This window comes from Saccharopolyspora erythraea NRRL 2338 (assembly GCF_000062885.1).
In the GTDB taxonomy this organism is placed as follows: Bacteria; Actinomycetota; Actinomycetes; order Mycobacteriales; family Pseudonocardiaceae; genus Saccharopolyspora_D; species Saccharopolyspora_D erythraea.
In genome coordinates, this window is the sequence record NC_009142.1 from 637,577 (window position 1) to 654,960 (window position 17,384).

Annotated in this window: 17 protein-coding genes; 8 read left to right on the forward strand and 9 right to left on the reverse strand. The window is 72.2% G+C overall.

Translation table 11 applies throughout. From position 1 onward, the window contains the following. The first annotated feature begins 198 nt into the window (after positions 1–198). From SACE_RS02845 to SACE_RS02870, 6 genes are read left to right on the forward strand one after another with little or no spacing between them, the layout of a single operon-like run. A complete protein-coding gene (locus tag SACE_RS02845) occupies positions 199–444 on the forward strand; it encodes a hypothetical protein (RefSeq protein ID WP_009945190.1) in 246 nt (81 codons plus the stop codon). Continuing rightward, on the forward strand, positions 441–1,760 hold the full coding sequence (locus tag SACE_RS02850) for an EsaB/YukD family protein (RefSeq protein WP_009945189.1): 1,320 nt from the start codon (positions 441–443) through the stop codon (positions 1,758–1,760). Before SACE_RS02845 ends, SACE_RS02850 begins: the two co-directional genes overlap by 4 nt. Positions 1,761–1,778: 18 nt before the next feature. Next, entirely contained in the window at positions 1,779–3,203 is a 1,425-nt protein-coding gene (locus SACE_RS37350) for a MinD/ParA family ATP-binding protein (RefSeq protein ID WP_143538059.1), read from the forward strand. Between the two features lie 55 nt (positions 3,204–3,258). Next, positions 3,259–7,179, forward strand: coding sequence for a type VII secretion protein EccC (locus SACE_RS02860; protein ID WP_009945186.1), 3,921 nt, complete (start codon positions 3,259–3,261; stop codon positions 7,177–7,179). Between the two features lie 43 nt (positions 7,180–7,222). After that, positions 7,223–7,573 carry a hypothetical protein gene (locus SACE_RS02865; protein WP_009945184.1) on the forward strand — a complete coding sequence of 117 codons (351 nt, stop codon included), beginning with the start codon at positions 7,223–7,225 and terminating at the stop codon, positions 7,571–7,573. Beyond that, positions 7,558–8,529, forward strand: coding sequence for a DUF6177 family protein (locus SACE_RS02870; protein ID WP_009945182.1), 972 nt, complete (start codon positions 7,558–7,560; stop codon positions 8,527–8,529). The genes SACE_RS02865 and SACE_RS02870 overlap by 16 nt, the downstream gene beginning before the upstream one ends. Here SACE_RS02870 and SACE_RS02875 read toward each other — a convergent pair. The 7 genes from SACE_RS02875 to SACE_RS02905 all read right to left on the reverse strand — a co-directional run bounded on the left by SACE_RS02875 (position 8,526) and on the right by SACE_RS02905 (position 14,980). Further along, positions 8,526–8,957, reverse strand: a complete 432-nt coding sequence (locus SACE_RS02875) for an HD domain-containing protein (RefSeq protein ID WP_031334216.1) — start codon at positions 8,955–8,957, stop codon at positions 8,526–8,528. The two genes, SACE_RS02870 and SACE_RS02875, sit on opposite strands and share 4 nt — an antisense overlap. A gap of 23 nt (positions 8,958–8,980) precedes the next feature. Next, positions 8,981–9,571 (reverse strand): hypothetical protein, encoded by a 591-nt coding sequence (locus SACE_RS35720; RefSeq protein ID WP_009945180.1) that lies wholly within the window; start codon positions 9,569–9,571, stop codon positions 8,981–8,983. Between the two features lie 6 nt (positions 9,572–9,577). Continuing rightward, positions 9,578–12,565: a toxin glutamine deamidase domain-containing protein gene (locus SACE_RS02885; RefSeq protein WP_009945179.1), complete on the reverse strand. Its 2,988-nt coding sequence runs from the start codon at positions 12,563–12,565 to the stop codon at positions 9,578–9,580. After that, the gene (locus SACE_RS02890) at positions 12,562–12,909 is read right to left on the reverse strand and encodes a DUF6507 family protein (protein WP_009945177.1); all 348 of its coding nucleotides are present in this window, start codon (positions 12,907–12,909) and stop codon (positions 12,562–12,564) included. The genes SACE_RS02885 and SACE_RS02890 overlap by 4 nt, the downstream gene beginning before the upstream one ends. A gap of 21 nt (positions 12,910–12,930) precedes the next feature. After that, on the reverse strand, positions 12,931–13,236 hold the full coding sequence (locus SACE_RS02895) for a pore-forming ESAT-6 family protein (protein ID WP_009945176.1): 306 nt from the start codon (positions 13,234–13,236) through the stop codon (positions 12,931–12,933). Between the two features lie 19 nt (positions 13,237–13,255). Continuing rightward, positions 13,256–13,720: a hypothetical protein gene (locus SACE_RS02900; RefSeq protein ID WP_231849912.1), complete on the reverse strand. Its 465-nt coding sequence runs from the start codon at positions 13,718–13,720 to the stop codon at positions 13,256–13,258. A 306-nt stretch (positions 13,721–14,026) separates the two neighbouring features. Continuing rightward, positions 14,027–14,980: a R2-like ligand-binding oxidase gene (locus SACE_RS02905; protein WP_009945174.1), complete on the reverse strand. Its 954-nt coding sequence runs from the start codon at positions 14,978–14,980 to the stop codon at positions 14,027–14,029. A 119-nt stretch (positions 14,981–15,099) separates the two neighbouring features. Here SACE_RS02905 and SACE_RS02910 point away from each other — a divergent pair, with 119 nt between their 5' ends. Next, a complete protein-coding gene (locus tag SACE_RS02910; RefSeq protein WP_009945173.1) occupies positions 15,100–15,723 on the forward strand; it encodes an HAD family hydrolase in 624 nt (207 codons plus the stop codon). On the opposite strand, the gene SACE_RS02915 is transcribed toward SACE_RS02910, so the two are convergent. Next, on the reverse strand, positions 15,665–15,886 hold the full coding sequence (locus tag SACE_RS02915; protein WP_011873099.1) for a hypothetical protein: 222 nt from the start codon (positions 15,884–15,886) through the stop codon (positions 15,665–15,667). The two genes, SACE_RS02910 and SACE_RS02915, sit on opposite strands and share 59 nt — an antisense overlap. A 271-nt stretch (positions 15,887–16,157) precedes the next feature. Between SACE_RS02915 and SACE_RS39660 the strand changes: the two genes are divergently transcribed. Further along, positions 16,158–16,550, forward strand: a complete 393-nt coding sequence (locus tag SACE_RS39660; RefSeq protein WP_009945171.1) for a cold-shock protein — start codon at positions 16,158–16,160, stop codon at positions 16,548–16,550. Positions 16,551–16,821: 271 nt separating this feature from the next. Here SACE_RS39660 and SACE_RS02925 read toward each other — a convergent pair whose 3' ends face one another. After that, positions 16,822–17,298, reverse strand: a complete 477-nt coding sequence (locus tag SACE_RS02925) for a DUF2771 family protein (RefSeq protein ID WP_009945170.1) — start codon at positions 17,296–17,298, stop codon at positions 16,822–16,824. Between the last annotated feature and the right edge of the window lie 86 nt (positions 17,299–17,384).

Here is a 17,384-nt window from a genome sequence, read left to right on the forward strand (position 1 = left end):
GAAAGCGGGGTGCCCAGGGACGACCGCGGGGTGGCTCGCTGACAAAGCGGCCGCCGACGCAGGTCGGGGGAGTCTCCCGCCACGGCGGGAGACCTGCTCTGACCTCAGACGACCACCGCGCGATGCGGTCGGTGATCCTCGTCGGGGGATCCCGCGGATCGTCCCTTCCAGCGGAAGGCCGCTAGTACCATTCCGCGGGTGGCACGAGAGTACGACGCGCAGCTCCTCGAGTCGGTGGCCGTCCGGCGCGGGCGGTTGCGCGAATCGTTGCTGTGGGGCCGAGCCCGCCGCCAGATGGCGACCGTCGACAACCTCAAGCGCCTCGCGATCAGCGTCGTGGTCGCGGCCGTGTGCTGCGCGGGCTGCGTCGGCTGGTCGTTCCTGGAGAACGCGCTGGCGCAGCAGAAGCGCCAGCAGACCACGAGCAGCCAGGTGGTGCGATGACCCCGCCGCAGGCGACCGGAACGCTCACTCGCCTGACCCTCGCGGCCCCGTGGCGCCGGGTCGACCTCGTCCTCCCCTCTGAGACGCCGCTGGGCGAGTTGCTGCCGGAGATCGTGCGGCTGCTCGGTTACCAGACGGCCGAGTCGCCCGAGGCATACCGCATCTCGCTGTTCGACGGCCGGGTCGTCGAGCTCGACCAGAGCCTGCGCTCGGCCGCGGTGCCCGACGGTGCGCTGCTGCGCGTCGACCGGATCAGCGAGGCGCCGATGCCCGCGGTGGTCCACGACGTGACCGACGAGGTCGCCGACGACCTGGACCGCCGGCCCGGTCGCTGGGGGGACGACGCCCGCCGCTGGCTGGCGACCGCGGTCATCTCCGCCGCCGCGGTCTGGGCCACGCTGCTCGCGGCGCCGACAACACCCCCGCCCGTGCTCGTGGCGGCCGGGCTGATCGCCCTCGTCGGCGGCACCGCGCTGGCGCTGCCCGGCGCCCGCGTGATCGGAACGGCGGTGCTGCTCGCGGGCGCCGCGGCCACCGCGACCGCGGTTCCGCACTGGCTGGCCGAGTGGCCGCTGCGCTCGCTGGCCTGGGCGGTGCTGGTCGGGTTGACGGTGCTGGCGGCCGGTGCCGCCAACGGCCGGTTGCGTGCGGGTGCGACCGGCGCGGGCACGCTTCTCGGTCTCCTCGGGCTCTGGGCGGTGCCCAGCGCACTGCACCTTCCCATCGAGCGGACCGCGACGCTGCTCGCGATCGTCTCGACGGTCGTGCTCGGTCTGCTGCCCAGGCTCGCCCTGGTGACCTCCGGGTTGACCCGGCTCGACGACCAGCAGCTCGGCGAGCGGCCGACGACCCGCAGCTCGGTCCGCGCCGCGGTGGACTCCGCGCACCGAGGCCTCGCGCTGGCCGTGGTGTTCGCCGCCGCCTCGGCCGCGCTCGCGGGCTGGAACCTCGCGCACGCCTCCAACGGCTGGGCCGTCGCGCTGGCCTGCCTGCTGGGCGTCACCACGTGCCTGCGCGCCCGTGCCTGCCCGCTCACCGCCGAGGTGGTGAGCCTGACCGCCGCGACGCTGGTGGTAGTCGTCGGACTGGTGAGCAACTGGCTGTTCGTCGCGCCGGCGCAGTGGTGGGGCGGCGTGCTGGTGGCGGTCGCGGTGCTGAGCATCGGCTTCGCAGCGCTGGCCTACCGGCCGCCGGCGCACGTGCGGGCCCGCGCCCGGCAGCTCGCCGACCGCGTCGAGGGCGTCGCGGTGGTGGCGATGGTCCCGGTCGCCGTCGGCGTCTTCGGGATCTACGAACGCCTGCTGCAAACGTTCTGACCACGGAAGGGCTCTCCAGTGTCCACTTCGGACCACACGCCCGGCGGGCAGCCGGGGCCCCCGGCCGGACGGCCGTGGAGCGGTGGCGCGACCGAACGCCCGCCGTGGGAGAAGGACGCCGACACCACGCAGCGCATCCCGCCCGTCCAGGACACGCCCGCGGGGCAGCAGAACACCGGAGCGCACCAGCAGAGCCCGGCGGTGGGGCAGCAGAACCCTGCGGCGGGGCAGGGCTCGGCGAAGGGGCAGCAGCCATCGCCGGGGCCGCCGCAAGGCTCCGCGACAGGACAACAGAACCCTGCGGCGGCGCAGCAGCAGTCGCCGTCGGGCCAGCAGCCGGTGACTCCTCCGAACGCACCGTCGGGACGCCAGGGCCCCTCGGCTCCAGGCCCCGCCGGTCCGCCCGCCCCGGCCGCGTCAGCGCACCGCGGTGCCGTTGCGCCGCCGTCCCAGCAGCCGACCGTCCGGCACGCGCCGTCGCAGCAACCCACGGTGAAGCACCCCGTCCGGCCAGGGGCCTTCGCGTCGCCGCAGCACGAGCATCCGCCGCCCCGACCGCCATCGTCTTCGGCCAAGTCGCATGACCTGGTCGGTCGCGTGCCGCACGGCGACTCCGCAACTCGCCGCTTCGGTCGTGCGGTGGTGCGCGCCTTCTCCAGCACGAAGCAGCCGCGCGAGTTGGAGGAGATCCTCACCGCGGTCCAGGCGCCGATCACCACCGGCCGCCGGATCGCGGTGACCTCGGTGCGCGGCGGCGCGGGCAAGACCGCGGTGGCCGCGATGCTCGGTTCGGTGTTCGCCGGCAGGCGGGCTGAGCCGGTGCTCGCGGTGGATGCCGACCCGGACGCCGGTTCGCTGTCCTGGCGGCTCGGCGTCGAGTCGGCGATGACGCTGCCGGGGCTGGCACCCGCCCTCCAGACCGCCAGTGGTCAGGACCTGTCCAGCGTCGACCGGTTGTTGCCGCGCACCTCGCGCGGTCTGTGGGTGGTGCCCGGTGGAGGAGCCGCGCAGCCGCAGCTCGCACGCGATGTCACGCGTGCGCTGTCGCGCCTGTTCGCGGTCGCCGTGCTGGACTGCACGACCGGTATGAACAACCCGGCGGCCGGCGCGGTGCTGTCCGACGCGCACGCCGTGGTCGTGGTCGCGCCCGCGAGCCCGGACGGTGTGCGCACCACCGCCGAGGCGCTGACGCGCATCGGCCCGGCCGCGCTGCAGCACGTCGTCGTCGCGCTCAACGCGGTCGACCGCACCGGCGCGGCCGCGCTGCGGACCAAGCAGGCGCTGTCGCTGTTCTCCCAGCTCGGGCTGCCCGCAGTGGTGCTGCCCCACGACCGCCACGCCGGTGCGGGCGGCCCGATCGACCCCGGCAGGCTGGCCGAACCGACCGTCACCGAGGTTTCCAGGCTCGCCGCGTGGTCGCTGCGCCGGGCCAGGCCGCTGTAGTGACCGCCGTGGCCACCGTTACCACCGCACGACCCGCACGTCCGAAGGAGGCGCAGTGACGACCCGCCTGGTCCACCGGCCTGCGCGCACTGTGCGTCCGCTCGGCGGTGAGGACCCGCTGGACATAGACCCGCCGCCGCTGCTGCCGGAGGGAAAGACGGCAGCGGGTGTGCAGGGGCTCCTGCCGATGGCCGGTGCCGCGGCGTCGATGACGATGATGATGTTCTTCCGGGGCAGCGGCTTCGCAGCGCTCGGCGCGGTCGTCATGCTGGTGTCGGTCTGCGCGGCCGCGCTGTTCTACTTCACCCAGCGCGGTCAGGCCACCCGCAAGCGCCGCCAGCAGCGCGAGCGCTACCTCGACCACCTGGAACAGCTCCGCGACGACCTGCGGGACTGGGAACAGGACTTCCAGCGCCGCGCCTCGGTGCCGGACCCACCGGTCGGCAGACTGCTCGACCTGGTGCACGATCCGGCCCGGTTGTGGGAGCGGCGCCGCGGCGACACCGACTTCCTGCTGGTGCGCGTCGGCACCGGGCACCAGCCGGTGCGGGAGCTGCGGATGCGCGTCGAGGGCACGCCGGTCAACCCGCCGGACTCGTTCATGCTGGCCGAGGCCAACGCCCTGCGCCGCCGGTTCGGCACCGTCCCGCACCTGCCGCTGCGGGTGAACCTGGACCGCGCGGGCGACGTCTCGCTGATCGGGGAGGGCCGCGACGCGGTCCTCGGCGCCGCCCGCACGCTGATCGCGCAGGTCGCGGCCATGCACGCACCCGACGACGTGATGATCGCCGTGATCACCCCGCCGGAGCGGGAGGCGGACTGGGCGTGGGTGCGGTGGCTGCCGCACGCGCTGGGCCGCGCGCACATCGGCCCCGGCGGCCCGCAGCCGCTGTTCGCCCCCGACGCCGCGGCGCTGGCCGCGCTGCTGGCCGACGACCTCACCGACCGCGCGACGCGCGCGGCGCAGGCGTTCCGCCACGGCTCGGGTGCGGCCGAGGCGGTGACGCGCTCGCGACTGCTGGTGATCGACGACGCCTTCGGCGACGTGGCGCGGAAGCTGCCGACGCCGGACAAGGGGGTCGGGCTGGACCGGCTCGGCGTCACCGTGCTGCACCTGCTGTCCAACCGGCTGCACGAGCCGAGCGAGATCTCCAGCCGGGTGACCGTCGGGGAGCAGGTCACCGTCGAGCAGACCGAACCGCGCGCGATGCGCGCCGGCACCCTCGAACCGGCCTCGCACGCGTTCGCCGCCGGACTGGCCCGCGAGCTCGCGCCGCTGCGCCTGTCGGCCGACTCCTACGACGACGGTTCGGGCACCCCGCCCGCGGACTTCCTCCAGCTCCTGGGCATGGAGGATCCGGCGAAGCTCGACGTCGATCGGATGTGGGCGCAGCGCGGCGAGCGCGACTTCCTGCGGGTGCCGATCGGCGTCACCGCGCTGGGCAACGCGACCCTGCTCGACCTGAAGGAGTCCGCGCAGCTCGGGATGGGTCCGCACGGGTTGTGCGTCGGCGCGACCGGGTCGGGCAAGAGCGAGCTGCTGCGCACGCTGGTGCTCGCTCTGGTGGCCGCCCACTCACCGCGGCAGCTCAGCCTCGTGCTGGTCGACTACAAGGGCGGCGCGACGTTCGCGCCGTTCGAGAAGCTGCCGCACACCGCGGGCCTGATCACCAACCTGGAGTCCGACTCCTCGCTGGTCGAGCGGATGTACGCCAGCCTCGACGGGGAGGTCCAGCGCAGGCAGCAACTGCTGGCCGACGCGGACAAGAGCGTGGACATCACCCAGTACGCGATGCGCCGGGCCGCCCTGGGCGAGCCGGAAGAACTGCCGCCGTTGCAGCACCTGTTCGTGGTGATCGACGAGTTCGGCGAGCTGATGACGGCGAAGCCGGAGTTCATCGAGCTGTTCCTGCGGATCGGCCGCATCGGCCGGTCGATCGGTGTGCACCTGCTGCTGTCGAGCCAGCGGATCGAGGGCGGCAAGCTCCGCGGGCTGGAAACCTACCTGTCCTACCGGCTGGGGCTGCGGACGCTGTCGGAGATGGAGAGCCGGACGGTGCTGGACACCCCGGACGCCTTCCACCTGCCGCCGCTGCCCGGCGCCGGCTACCTCAAGGTCGACACCAGCGTGTACGACCAGTTCAAGTCCGCCTACGTGTCGGGTCCGGTCGCCGAGCCGGAGGAAGCCCGTCCCGTCGAGACCGGGGCACCGCGAGTGCTGGCCATGCCCCGCTACGGCTCGCCGGACGAACAGGAGCAGACCGACCACCCGAAGGCGACCCGGCGCACGATCGGCCCGACCTTGCTGTCGACCATCGTCGAGCAGTTGGAGGGCGCTGCCGAACCCGTCGCACCGGTCTGGCTGGAGCCGCTGCCCTCGGCGGTCACCCTCGACCAGGCCGCGGGCGGCTTCGACGTCACGGTGGACGGCCTGCGCCTGCGGGACACCGGCGCGGCGGGCCTGCCGGTGCCGATGGGACGGCTGGACGACCCGGCCCGGCAGTGGCAGGGCACCTGGACGCTGGACCTGTCGTCGGCGGGCGGCAACCTGCTGGTCCTCGGCGGTCCGGGTGCGGGCAAGACCACCGCGCTGCGGACGCTGGCGCTGGGACTGGCCTGCGCGCACCGCCCCACCGACATCGGCATCTACGGCATCGACCTGCTCGGCAGCGGCATGCGCGCGCTGGCCGACCTGCCGCACGTCGGTGGTGTCGCGGGCCGCGACGACCGGGAGCGCATCCGGCGCACCGTCGACGAGCTGCACGGCATGCTGTCCGAGCGCGAGCGGCTGTTCCAGCGCAGGCAGGTCGACGACATCGCGCAACTGCGCGGGAAACCGGCCGAGCTGCCCTGCACCGAGGTCGTGCTGCTGATCGACGGCTACGGCCAGCTCGCGGGCGAGTTCGAGGCGATCGAGAGCCGCGTGCACGACCTGCTCGCCCGCGGCGGCCGCTACGGCATCCACGTCGTGGCCACCGCGCGCCGGTGGAACGAGGTGCGCGGCGCCCAGCAGGTCGGCTTCGGCAACCGCATCGAGCTGCGGCTGACCGACCCGGCGGAGTCGAGCATCGACGGCAAGCTCGCCCGCGCCGTCGGCGCCAAGCAGCTCGGCAGGGCGCTGACCACCGACAAGCTGTTCGCCCAGGTCGCACTGCCCCGGCTGGACTCCGTCCCGGACCCGGCGGGCTCCGGGCTGCCGGAGGCCGCCGCACTGGTGCGCAGCACCTGGACCGGACCGGTGCCGCCGCCGATCCGGGTGCTGCCCGCGGTGCTCGACCCGAGGGAGCTGCCCGCCACCGACCGCGGCACCGTCGCGCTGGGACGCTTCGAGAACGACTTCGGCGCGGCGAACCTCGACCTGTTCGGGCGCGACCAGCACCTGCTCGTCCTCGGCGACACCGGAACGGGCAAGACGAACCTGCTGAAGCTGGTCACCTCGACGCTGGTGCGGCAGTACCCGGCGGAGGAGATCGTCTTCGCGGTGTTCGACCCGCGGCACGGCCTGGAAGGTCTGGTGCCCGAGGACCACCTCGGCGGTTACGCGAGCAACCACGCGCTGGCCAACCAGCTCGCGCAGGCGGTGTCGCAGGAACTGGTCAAGCGCGGGTCACCGGACCACCCGGCGGGGCCCAGGATCGTGCTCGTCATCGACGACTACGACGTCCTGGCCGCCTCCGGCAGCCAGCCTCTCGCGCCGTTCGTGCCCTTCCTGGCGTCGGGCCGGGACCTCGGGCTGCACGTCGTCATGACCCGGCGCGTCATGGGGGCCGCGCGCGGGCTGTTCGAGCCGTTCACCATGGGTGTCAGGGAATCGGGCTGCCTGAGCCTGCTCATGTCCGGCGACCGCTCGGAGGGGCAGCTCTTCCCGGGCGTGCGCCCGACGACGCTGCCGCCGGGACGGGCCCTGCACGTCCGGCCCGGCGACCAGACCCGCACCGTGCAGACCGCATTCCTGGATTACCTGGAGGAGTCGTGATCCGAACTGTCGCGGAGGCGTTGCCGAGCTGGTCGGTGGCGTCGTGACCTTCGACATCGTGGCCCTGTGCCGCGAACAGCCCGGCCCGGGAGCGATGCTCGCGGCGATGCGAGCCGCCGGTGCGGAACTGCGCGTCAACACCATCGACGAGGCGCAGCTCATCCAGCTCTACCACGAGGACGGGCGGCTGATGATGACCACCGAGGGAGCGCGGCTGGTGCAGGTGCGCGGCGAGGTGCGGCGGCTGCTCGGGTTCGACGAGGACGTGCCGCACCCGGTGTGGTGGGTGGAAACCCGCGCACCCGGCGGCGACCCGGAAGCCGAGGCGGCGGCCCGGCGCTTCACCCAGGCCCTTGTCACCACGTCGGGAGGTGTGTCGTGGTCGACGCGCTGACCGGGCATCCCGCCGCCGACCGGGAAACCGCCGAGGCGATCGTCGTCGAGCAGGACCGCCGGGTCGTGCCGCTGTCGAGCTGGCTCGCCGACGCGGCGGTGACGGCGGCGGCGGGCGGACGGGTCCTGCAGGTGCTCACCCCGGCCCGCAGCCGCATCACCTACCCGCTCGAACTGCTGATCACCGACGGCCACGCGCAGTGGGTGGTGCGCGACGGCGTCGAGCGCTTCCGCGACGGGATCACCGGCGAACCGCTGCGCTGGAACGGCGCGCGCTTCACCGCCGCCGAAGGCCCCGCCGCCCCGCCGGTACCGACCCGGTCGGGGAGCCTGGAGGTGCAGATCACCACCCTGCACGCGGCCGACAACGCCCTCCAGCTCGGACTCAGCACCGAGGCCGCGATGCGCGCACTCGTGGGTGCCGCACCCGCGGGCTGGGGAGTCGTCGAGCCGGCGTCGGAGCCCTGGTCGCCGCGCGAGCTGACCCGGCACTGCCACGACCGCTCGCCCGAACCCACCAACGTGGTCGTGGTGGGCGGTGAAGGCGAGCCGGCGGCGGTCGGGTCGCTGGAGGTGACGCGGGTCGACACCGGCGTGCGGGAACGCCTGCGGCTGGCGGGACCGGCGAGCACCGCCGTCGGCCAGGACGCCATCGAGGACCTGGCGGCGGCGGTGGCGGGCAAGGCGCGGTCCATGCTGGTGGCCTCCCACCCCGGTCGCCTCGACGGACTCCGCTGGCACACCCCGACCATGCCCGCGCTGCCCTACGGCATCCTGGTCGGCCACCAGGTGGTGCAGCAGCGCGGTGTCGAGCACGCCCAGTCCGCCCCGGCCGCGCGCGTCCGCATCCTCGGCCTCGACCGCGGGCGCGCCTGCTGGTGCCGCCTCGACGGCGGGCAGAAGGCACCGTACGAACTGCTCACCGACGTCCTGCGCCACTTCGGCCTGCCGGACTAGATCCCGAGAAGTGCTCGCATGTGCGCGTACTTGCCGGTCAGCCGTTCGCGCGTCTGCTCGTCGAGAGCCGCCAGGCGGGCCGGGTCGGCGTTGTGCGCGAGGTCGGCTTCCTTGACCAGCCGGGCGCCGGGCGTCGCCAGGATGCGGGCGGCGTAGTCCTCCGGGGATTCGCCGGTGCGTTTGGTCAGGGCCAGAACGATGTCGACCGTCTGCGGTGCGAGCGGTGCCTCGCACAGCCACTGCTCGCTGAGCGCGTAGTCCTCCACGGCGTCGTGCAGCCACGCCGCCGCGATCTGCTCCTCCGACCCGCCGCGCGCCCGCACCCCGTCCGCGACCGCCGCCAGATGCTCGGCATAGGGTCGCCCGGCCTTGTCGACCTGCTCCGCGTGCGCCCGCCGGGCGACCGCTTCGACTTCGGCGAGGTCCATCAGCCCCACTGCTTACCTCACGTCTACGACTGGGCGAGCTTCGAACGGATCCTCCTGACGAACTCGGCCGCCTCACCTGGAGTGATCTCCACTTGCTCGTCGTCGTTGTGCCCGAGTTCGTACTTGCGGAAGTAGTCAGTCGGCTCCCACCGCAGGTTCCGGGTGAAGACCTCGTCGGTGGTGTTGCCCGCCGCGGTGCGACGGCGCAGGACTCCGCTGGGATTGCTGCGGGTGCGACCGGGAGTGAGCAATCCGTAATAGGTGACCTCGGTGACCGGTTCCGCGCCGCCGGAGGACCACCAGCGCTCACCGTCGGCGACCGCCTTCACGTAGTCCTCGACGGCGGGCATGGTCGGCGCCCAGTGGACCGGCGAGCCGTCCTTGGGAACGACGATCCCGCCGCTCATCAACCCGTCAGCGGGATTCCCGCTGTCGATGGCCCGCACCGTGTCCACGGCGAAGGTCTCGGCGATGTCGAAGTCCCGCGTGACCTCGTCCCGGACCGCGATCGGCCCCAGCTTCGGGTGGCTGATCTCCTCCCCGAAGTGGCGCACGAGGAACTCGTGCAACCTGTGCCGGGCCTCCGGGCTACCGCTGTGCGGCGCCTGCGACATCGTCAATCATCTCCCGATCGGCAAGTACATGATGTTGACGTTCTTCTCCAGGAGCGCCAGACCACCGGTCTGCCCGTCCAGGAAGACAACGCCGTTCTGATCGTGGACCACGTTGAAGACGTGAGCGGAACCGGGGCGACCGATGTAGACCATGCCGCGAGCGCCTTCGCCCCGCGCCGTCATGTCGCCGATGATGTCATCGTAGGACGACACCTGGCGGAAAGCCGCCGGGTCGGCTCCGAGGGACCGGGCGTAGTCGGCGAAAGTGTTGCTGCTCAGCCCCCATCCGGGCCCTTCGGGCCACGGCAGGGCCGATGCGGGCGTTCCGGTGAAACCGAGGTCGACGGCGCGAACGCAACGGCTGCAGTTCTGATCGCTACCGGGAACGCCTCGCTGGAAGCGGTCCACGTTGACGTCGACCACGTACGGGTGGTGCTCGGCGACGTAGCGCTGCGCCTGCTCGGGAGTCGCGGTTCCGGAATGCAGCGCGGGCTTGCTGTTGACATCGGTCGTCCCGGACACCGCGGACCAGTCGGGAGCAGCGTCCCCGGCACCGTCGCCATGCCCCGCGGGATCGCCCGGATCCGCCGGGCCGGGAGCAGGATTCCCGTCATGATGGCCATGCCCGTCGGCGTCCGGGTGCTGGGGCGGGGCGTGGTCGGCGGGGTCCACCGCCGCGCGTTCGGCCTCCAGCGTCTGCTTGAGCTCGTGCAGACGGTCGATCGCGTGATCGGGAACGTCGACCTGGCGGAAGATCTCCGCCTGGGCCTCGGCCGCCCGCAACCGGTCGGCTTCGTCCGTGGCCACCCTTTCGGCTTCGTAGAGGCCGTGGGTGTCCATCTTGGCCTTGAAGCTGTCGGGCGTGTGGAACTGGAGCTCGAAGACGCGTCCCGTCGCGGGATCGCGCCAGGTGGAGTTGACGCCCTTGTAGGTGTCGGGGTTCTCCCAGGTGGGCTTGAAGGTGACGTTCTCATAGCCCCGGGCGCGAAGGTCGTCGACCGCGCTCAGGACGCCGTCGGTGTAGTTGCGCGACGGCATCTCGATCGTGTAGCGGACCGAGTCCTTGACGTTGGCGAGGATCTCGTCCGGGCTGAGATCGGGGTACCTCGCCAGGTCCTGCGCGAACTTGCGCTTGAACGAGTCCTCGCCCTTGAGCACGAAGTCCGGATAACCCTGGAGCCTGGCGCCGTCGATGCCGTCCGCGATCGACCGGACGTGCGGGGTGACGTGCCCTTCGGTGACGCTGGCGCCACCGAGGTAGCGGTCCACCGCCGCGTTCATCTCCGGCGACAGGTCGTACCGCGTTCCGTGCTCGACGTTGACCCACGACCCGTCGGGCTGGTTGCCGAGTCGTTCGGGCAGCGCAGGAGTGTCCGCGCCGGGAGCCGGGCTGGTGCTCGACGGGTCGCCGCCGTCCGGCGAACTGGTGTGGTCGCCATCAGGGCGATCGCCGTCCGGAGTGTGGCCGTCGACCGGAGCGTGGCCTTCGACCTGGGTGTGCCCGTCGAACGGAGTGCGGCTATCAATCGGGCGGTCACCGTTGTGCAGGGTCGTGCCGTCGCCGGATACGTGTCCGTTGCCGTGGTGCGATCCGCCGACGTGGCTGTCGGACGGTTGCCGGCCGTCCGGGACACCGCTGTCACGAGGGCCGTCCGTTGCGGTGTTCCCGCCCGGGGGCGTCCCACCGCCGTGGTGGCCGTCCGGGGTGTGATGCAGGCCGTCGCCGACGCTGGGGCCGCCGCCGCGGGGTCCGCCGTTGTCCATGCGTGCGACGTCGGGGCCGCGGGTGTCCGCGATGTCGGTGTCGACGCGGTGCCCGAACGACGGGCCGTCGCCGGCCAGGGCCGGGGTCGGGCCGAGGTGGGGGATGTGGATGTTGAGCTTGTTGGCCAGCTTGATGCCGAGCTCGCCGACCGTGGGCATCTTCGCCACGAAGTCGCCGGCCCGCACCATGCCGCCGCCGACCTTGGCGGCCATCCCGGCGACCTTGCCGCCCTGGATCGCCGCGCCGGCACCCTTCAGGCCCGCGCCGGCACCCTTGGTGCCGACCACGGCGGAGACGATGTTGAACGTCGCCTGCCCGGCCGCGCGTCCGTTGTGGCCCTTGCCCCACTGGTCGTAGGCGATGATCGACTTGCCCGCGTTGAGCAGCGTGCCGCCCATCTCGCCGCGCTTGAAACCTGGCAGGCCGATCGTCTGGTCCGCCACGATCGCGAGGGGGTTGGCGTAGGTGCCGAGCGCCAGCGCGAAGGTGCCGAGCCCCTTCCAGGCCGCGCCCGCTGTGGACCAGCTCCACTCGCCGTTCGCGTAGCCGATCAGCGCACCGAGGTCGGTGACCATCTGCACGGCGCCGTCCTTGATGCCGACGAAGAAGTCGCCGACGTCGCCCCAGAAACCGCCGTCGTGCTCCTCCGCCTTGCCCCACGGCAGGCCCTCGCCGAGGGCGGAGTTCAGCTGGTCCTTGGTGTAGCCGAACTCGTTGGGGTCGCGCCTGCCGTCGCCGTTGTCGGCGGCGTACTGCGTCCCGCCGTAGACCGCGTTGATCGCGTTGGCGCAGGTCCGCTGGGCCTCCATCCACTCGGCGACGGCCTCGTTGACCTGCGAGAGCAACTGGTTGTGCTGGTTGACCTTGCCCTCGTCCTCGCGCCAGTCGTCGTCGCCCTCCACCGAGGACACGAAGGTCTGCGCCTGCGCCCGCAGCGACTCCAGCCTGGCCTTGATCGGCTTGACCGTCGTCGCGTAGGTCGAGAGCGCCCCCGCGACGGTCTCGACGTTGCCGCCGACGGTGTCGCTGACCGCCGACACCGGTTGCGTGGCGTTGAGCAGCTGACCGGCCTCCGGCGCGTCGTAGACCGCCGCCAGGCCCTGCCACTTCGCGTGCACGTCGGCGCCGGTGGAGGCGAAGGCCGCACCGGCGGTCTTCAGCGTCGACGCGTGCCCGGCCAGCGCGTCCATGTCGCCGGGGATCTGCGGGATCTCGGCCGGGTTGATCACCGGGCGCCCCCGTTCGGCATGGTGCCGCGCGGGTCGGGGGCGGCGGTGGCGTTGGCCTGCGCGTTCGCGGCCATCTCCAGGTCACCGCGCACGTACGCCTGGGTGGCGTTGACAGCGCCGTTCATCGCCGCGCCGGTGCGGGTGAACACGAACTCGATGCTGGACCGCTGGGAGTTCGCGAACCCCGTCAGCGCCTGCCCGATGATCCCGGACGACGCCTGCGTCCCGGCCCCCTCCATCGCGCTGTTGATCGAACGCAGGTGGCCCTCGAAGTCATCGGCCACGCCTTCGACCTGCTGCAAAACGCCCTGCACACCTGCGGGCTGGATGTCCCAGCGGCCCACGACGATTCCTCCCCGCCGACGTCAGCCGATGCCCTGCACCGCCGAACGCGCACGCGACAGCGCCGTGTTCGCGGAGTCGTCGTTCTGGGTCATGGTCTGCTTGACCAGGTTGATGATCTGCCGCACCTCGGTGGCCGCGGACTTCCATCGCTGCTCGACGTGGTGGTAGTCGTCGGAGACCCCGTCGGCCTGGAAGTCGGCCATCGCGGCGGCGACCGCCTGGTCGCGCTGGCCGATCACCGACTCCAGCCGCCCGATGATGCCCTGAAGGTCGCCCTGCACCGACTGCGAGACGCCGGTGTCGAAGCTGCGCCGGTCCATCGTCATGACTGCTTACCTCCCCAGGTCAGCGGGCACCGAAGCGGGCCGCGTCGAAGTTGGCCGAACCCTGCGCCGAGGTGGCGTTGTCGGCCATCTCGGTGTCGCCCTGGCCGAACGAGGAGTCCATCCCGGACTGGCCGCCCAGGATCGCCGCAAGCGAGCTGTTGAGCTCGGCGGTGATCTCGTCGGCGCGGGTCTTGAACCCGTCGAAGGCCGCTCGGCCGGCACCGTTGAACTTGCCCTGCAGCGGCTCCGCCGCGGCGATCAACTGCCGGATAAGCGCGCCCAGGTCGTCGCTGGAACCCTGGGTCTGCTTGGTCAACGTCGACAGCGTCGACGACCCCATGTCGAACTTCACGCCACACCCTCCAACCCGATGGTCGTACTGCCGGGAATGCCCCTCGATCAGATCGGACGCGGCACACCCCAGTGCGGTTCCCGCTGAAATCCGGTCCAGTTCAAGATCGAATTCCCCCTGGTGCGGGAACAACCGGCAGCAGGCTACTCAAACCGGTGACGCACGATCAATGCGGAAGTGGGCCCGGACAACGCTCCGGACAACATCGGGTTCGAAATGGGTGGCGACACCCCGGAATTGCGCTGATCACGGACCTGCGGAGGCCGTACGTGGGTTTTGATTAGCGGCGCACGCGGACCACCCCGGGTCGGGAAGGTGCCCAGGGACGAACGCGGGGCGGCTCGCTGCAAAGCCGGTACATGACGCGGCCCGCGATTCGCCGTGGGGCGGATCGCGGGCCGCGGGTCCTTTTCGGAGAGACCGGGTGCGCTGTCGTCGCTAGGCCTTTTCCAGCGCGGCGGCGTCCTCGACGCCGAACTGGTCCTCGAGCTGTTCCGGTGAGGCGTCCACGTCGATCTGCTCCACCGGCACCCCGCGCGCGGCCGAGATCGCGCCGAGGCGGCGTCCGGCCCGGTCCGAGGCGTAGGCGGCGAGCTCGTCGATGTCCAGCCGGAACGGCGTCTCCTCCGGCGCGTCCTCCGGCCGCCACTGGATCTGCGTCACCGCCAGCGGGAGCAGGTGCTGCATCTGCTCCTGCACGACGTCCCAGTTGGACTCGTCGGCCGCGACGTGGCGCCGGCAGGTGAAGGTGCCCCACGCCATGTGGCGCCGCTCGTCGTCGCCGATGCGGCGCACGACCTCCTGCATGCCCGGCAGGATGCCCCGGCTGCGGCAGATCTTCTGCCACGCGAAGTAGCCGGTCAGCGCGAGCGTGCCCTCCACGACGTGGTTGTAGGTGACCGACGCGCGCACCTGGTTCGCCGGGCTCGGGTCGTCGTGCAGCGCGTTGAGCGACCTCGGCAGCTCCTCGTAGAAGATCGCGCGGTAGCCGGGGTTCTCGGCGACGTGGGAGTGCAGGTCCCCGGTGAGCCCGACGGCGTCCATCCACAGCCGGAACACCTGGGTGTGCTTGGCCTCCTCGAAGCAGAACTGCGTCAGGTACATCTCGTCGCCGAAGCGGCCCTCGGCCGCCATCGCCGCCATGAACGGCTGCAGGTCCTGGGTGACGGCCTCCTCGCCGGCGATGAACTGCGAGCAGAGCATCGCCACGCTGCGCCGCTCCTCCTCGGTGAGGCCCTGCCAGTCCTCGGCGTCCCGGGTGAAGTCGATGTCGGCGGGGTCCCAGAACTTCGCGTTGCCCTTGCCGAACAGGCGGAGCGGGAGCGAGTCCCAGTTCAGCCCGCCCGCCCGCAGGGAGTGGAAGTCTTCGCGGAAGGTCGCGGTGCTCGTCATGGCAGGCTCCACCTCGCCGAGTGTGAGGAAGGTTACGGCATGATTTTCGATACGCGATAGTTCCGCGTCAAGGGTCGGGGGTTCACCGGTACGGGTGAGCGGCTTCCTAGGCTTGGCGGGTGACCACAGTCGGCTTCGACCTGGATCTGACCCTCATCGACCCCCGCGCCGGGATGGTCGAGGTGTTCACCGCGCTCGGGGCGGAGTTCGGCCTCGACCTCGACGGCGAGCACTTCGCGGCCAACCTCGGGCCGCCGCTGCCGTCGGTCCTGCGCGGCTACGGCTTCGACGAGCCGCTGGTCGAAAGCCTCGTCGCCCGGTTCCGGGAGCTGTACCCGAGCGTCGTCATCCCGGCGACGGCGGCGATGCCGGGGGCGGCCGACGCGCTGGCCGCGCCCCGCGCGGGCGGTGGCCGCAGCCTGGTCGTCACCGGCAAGTTCGAACCCAACGCGGCCCTGCACGTCGCGGCCTTCGAGTGGGAGGTCGACCACCTCAGCGGCGACGTGTTCGCCGAGGCCAAGGGCGAGGTGCTGCTGGCGCAGGGCGCGCAGGTCTACGTCGGCGACCACATGGCCGACATCGCGGGCGCGCGGACCGCCGGGGCGGTCGCGGTCGCGGTGGCCACCGGGCCCTACGACGCCGACGCGCTCGCGGCGGCGGGCGCCGACGTCGTGCTGGGCGACCTCACCGAGTTCCCCGAGTGGCTCGCCGGCTACGAACGACGATCGCGACAACGCCGATGACCAGCCCGGCCGGTGCGAGCAGCGTCGCCAGGTTCAGCCACAGCGGCAGGTCGGTGCTGCCGGTCGCGTAGAGGGCGAACACGGCGACGACGGCGATCAGGCCGAGCCCGAACATGCCCATCGACACGGGCAGCACGGCGGACCTGGAACTCGAACTGGCCATGTCCGCCAGCGTATTCCGGCGCCCGCTCCCACCCGGAAGGCGGCGTCGCGAAGGCTGGACGATGACGGTGAGGTTACGGGTACCCTAGAGTGACGCGCCCCGGGCACGCTCGACTGCGTGGCGTATGCGGGGCGCTTTCGTCGTGCTGGGCCCAGGTCCCTTGCCGGCGAAGACGAGCATCGGCGAAACACCAGCGCCGGCGGCCGGGGCCGCCGGTGGTTCGGTCCGGAGGGGCCGACATGATCGCAAACGACAGGGAACGGTGAGGACAGTGCCGACCGGCAGGGTCAAGTGGTTCGACGCGGAGAAGGGCTTCGGCTTCGTGACCCAGGACGGTGGGGAGGACGTGTACGTGCGGGCCTCCGCGCTGCCGTCCGGTGTCGAGTCGCTCAAGACCGGACAGCGGGTCGACTTCGACATGGCCCAGGGCCGCCGCGGTCCGCAGGCACTCAAGGTGCAGCTGCTCGACCCGCCGCCGTCGGTGGTGGAAGCGCGCCGCAGGCCGGCCGACGAGCTGCACGGCATGGTCGACGACATGATCAAGCTGCTGGAGCTGAAGGTGCTGCCCGACCTGCGCCGCGGGCGCTACCCCGACCGCAAGGTCTCCAAGCGCATCGGCGAGGTCGTGCGCGCCGTCGCCAGGGAGCTCGATCCGGGCGCCTGAGCCCGAGGGCCGCGCTTCGGCGCGGCCCCGCGCCGAAGCGTTCCCCATGCCGTTCCGGTGGCCGTCGCCGCGGGCTGCGGCTTTCGATGCCGTTCCGGTGGCCGTCGCCGCGGGCTGCGGCTTTCCAGCGCCGACCCGGTTTCCGCGGTCTCGGGGTGCGGCTTTCCGATGCCGACCCGGTTCCCGCCGTCCACCGTGGCTTTCGCCTTACCGGCCGACTCGCGTCGTCGCCCGCCGCGGTCGTTGCGCCCTTCGGCGGCAGCCGCCGGGATCACGGGTTGACGTCGATGATCCAGCTACCGCCGATGACGAAGTCCACGCCGCCCTCGGTGCCCGGGCTGAGCAGCGCGGAGAACCGCTGGACCTCGACGTGCTCGAACTGCACGCCGTCGCCGGGGAGCTGGAGCGTGTAGGCGTGGCGGTCGCCGCCGGTGAACACCTCGGTCTTGCCGCCGACCTCCTCGCCGGAGGTCGTCCGGTAGATGAAGGCGATCTGCCACGGGGCCTCGGCCACGTCGCTGGGCACCGAGATCTGCAGCGGCGCGCGCCCGGGGACCCGCAGCTCGCCGATCGGGTCGGCGGGCGGGGGCGTGCACTTCTCGCCCAGCGCGTCGCAGTACTGCGCGGGTGCGACCTCCACCGCCTGCCCGTGCGAGTAGAAGGTGACCTGCGGGTCGCTGGGCGCGGAGCAGCCCGCGAGCGCCACGGCGGTGCCTGCCAGCAGTAGCGGTTTCAGTCCTCGGAACACGAGCCGAGCCTACGACGCGTCTTCGCGAGCGGTCGTCGCGGATCACGACGGGCGACCTGCGTCACACCGCGGCCCCGGATCCCGTC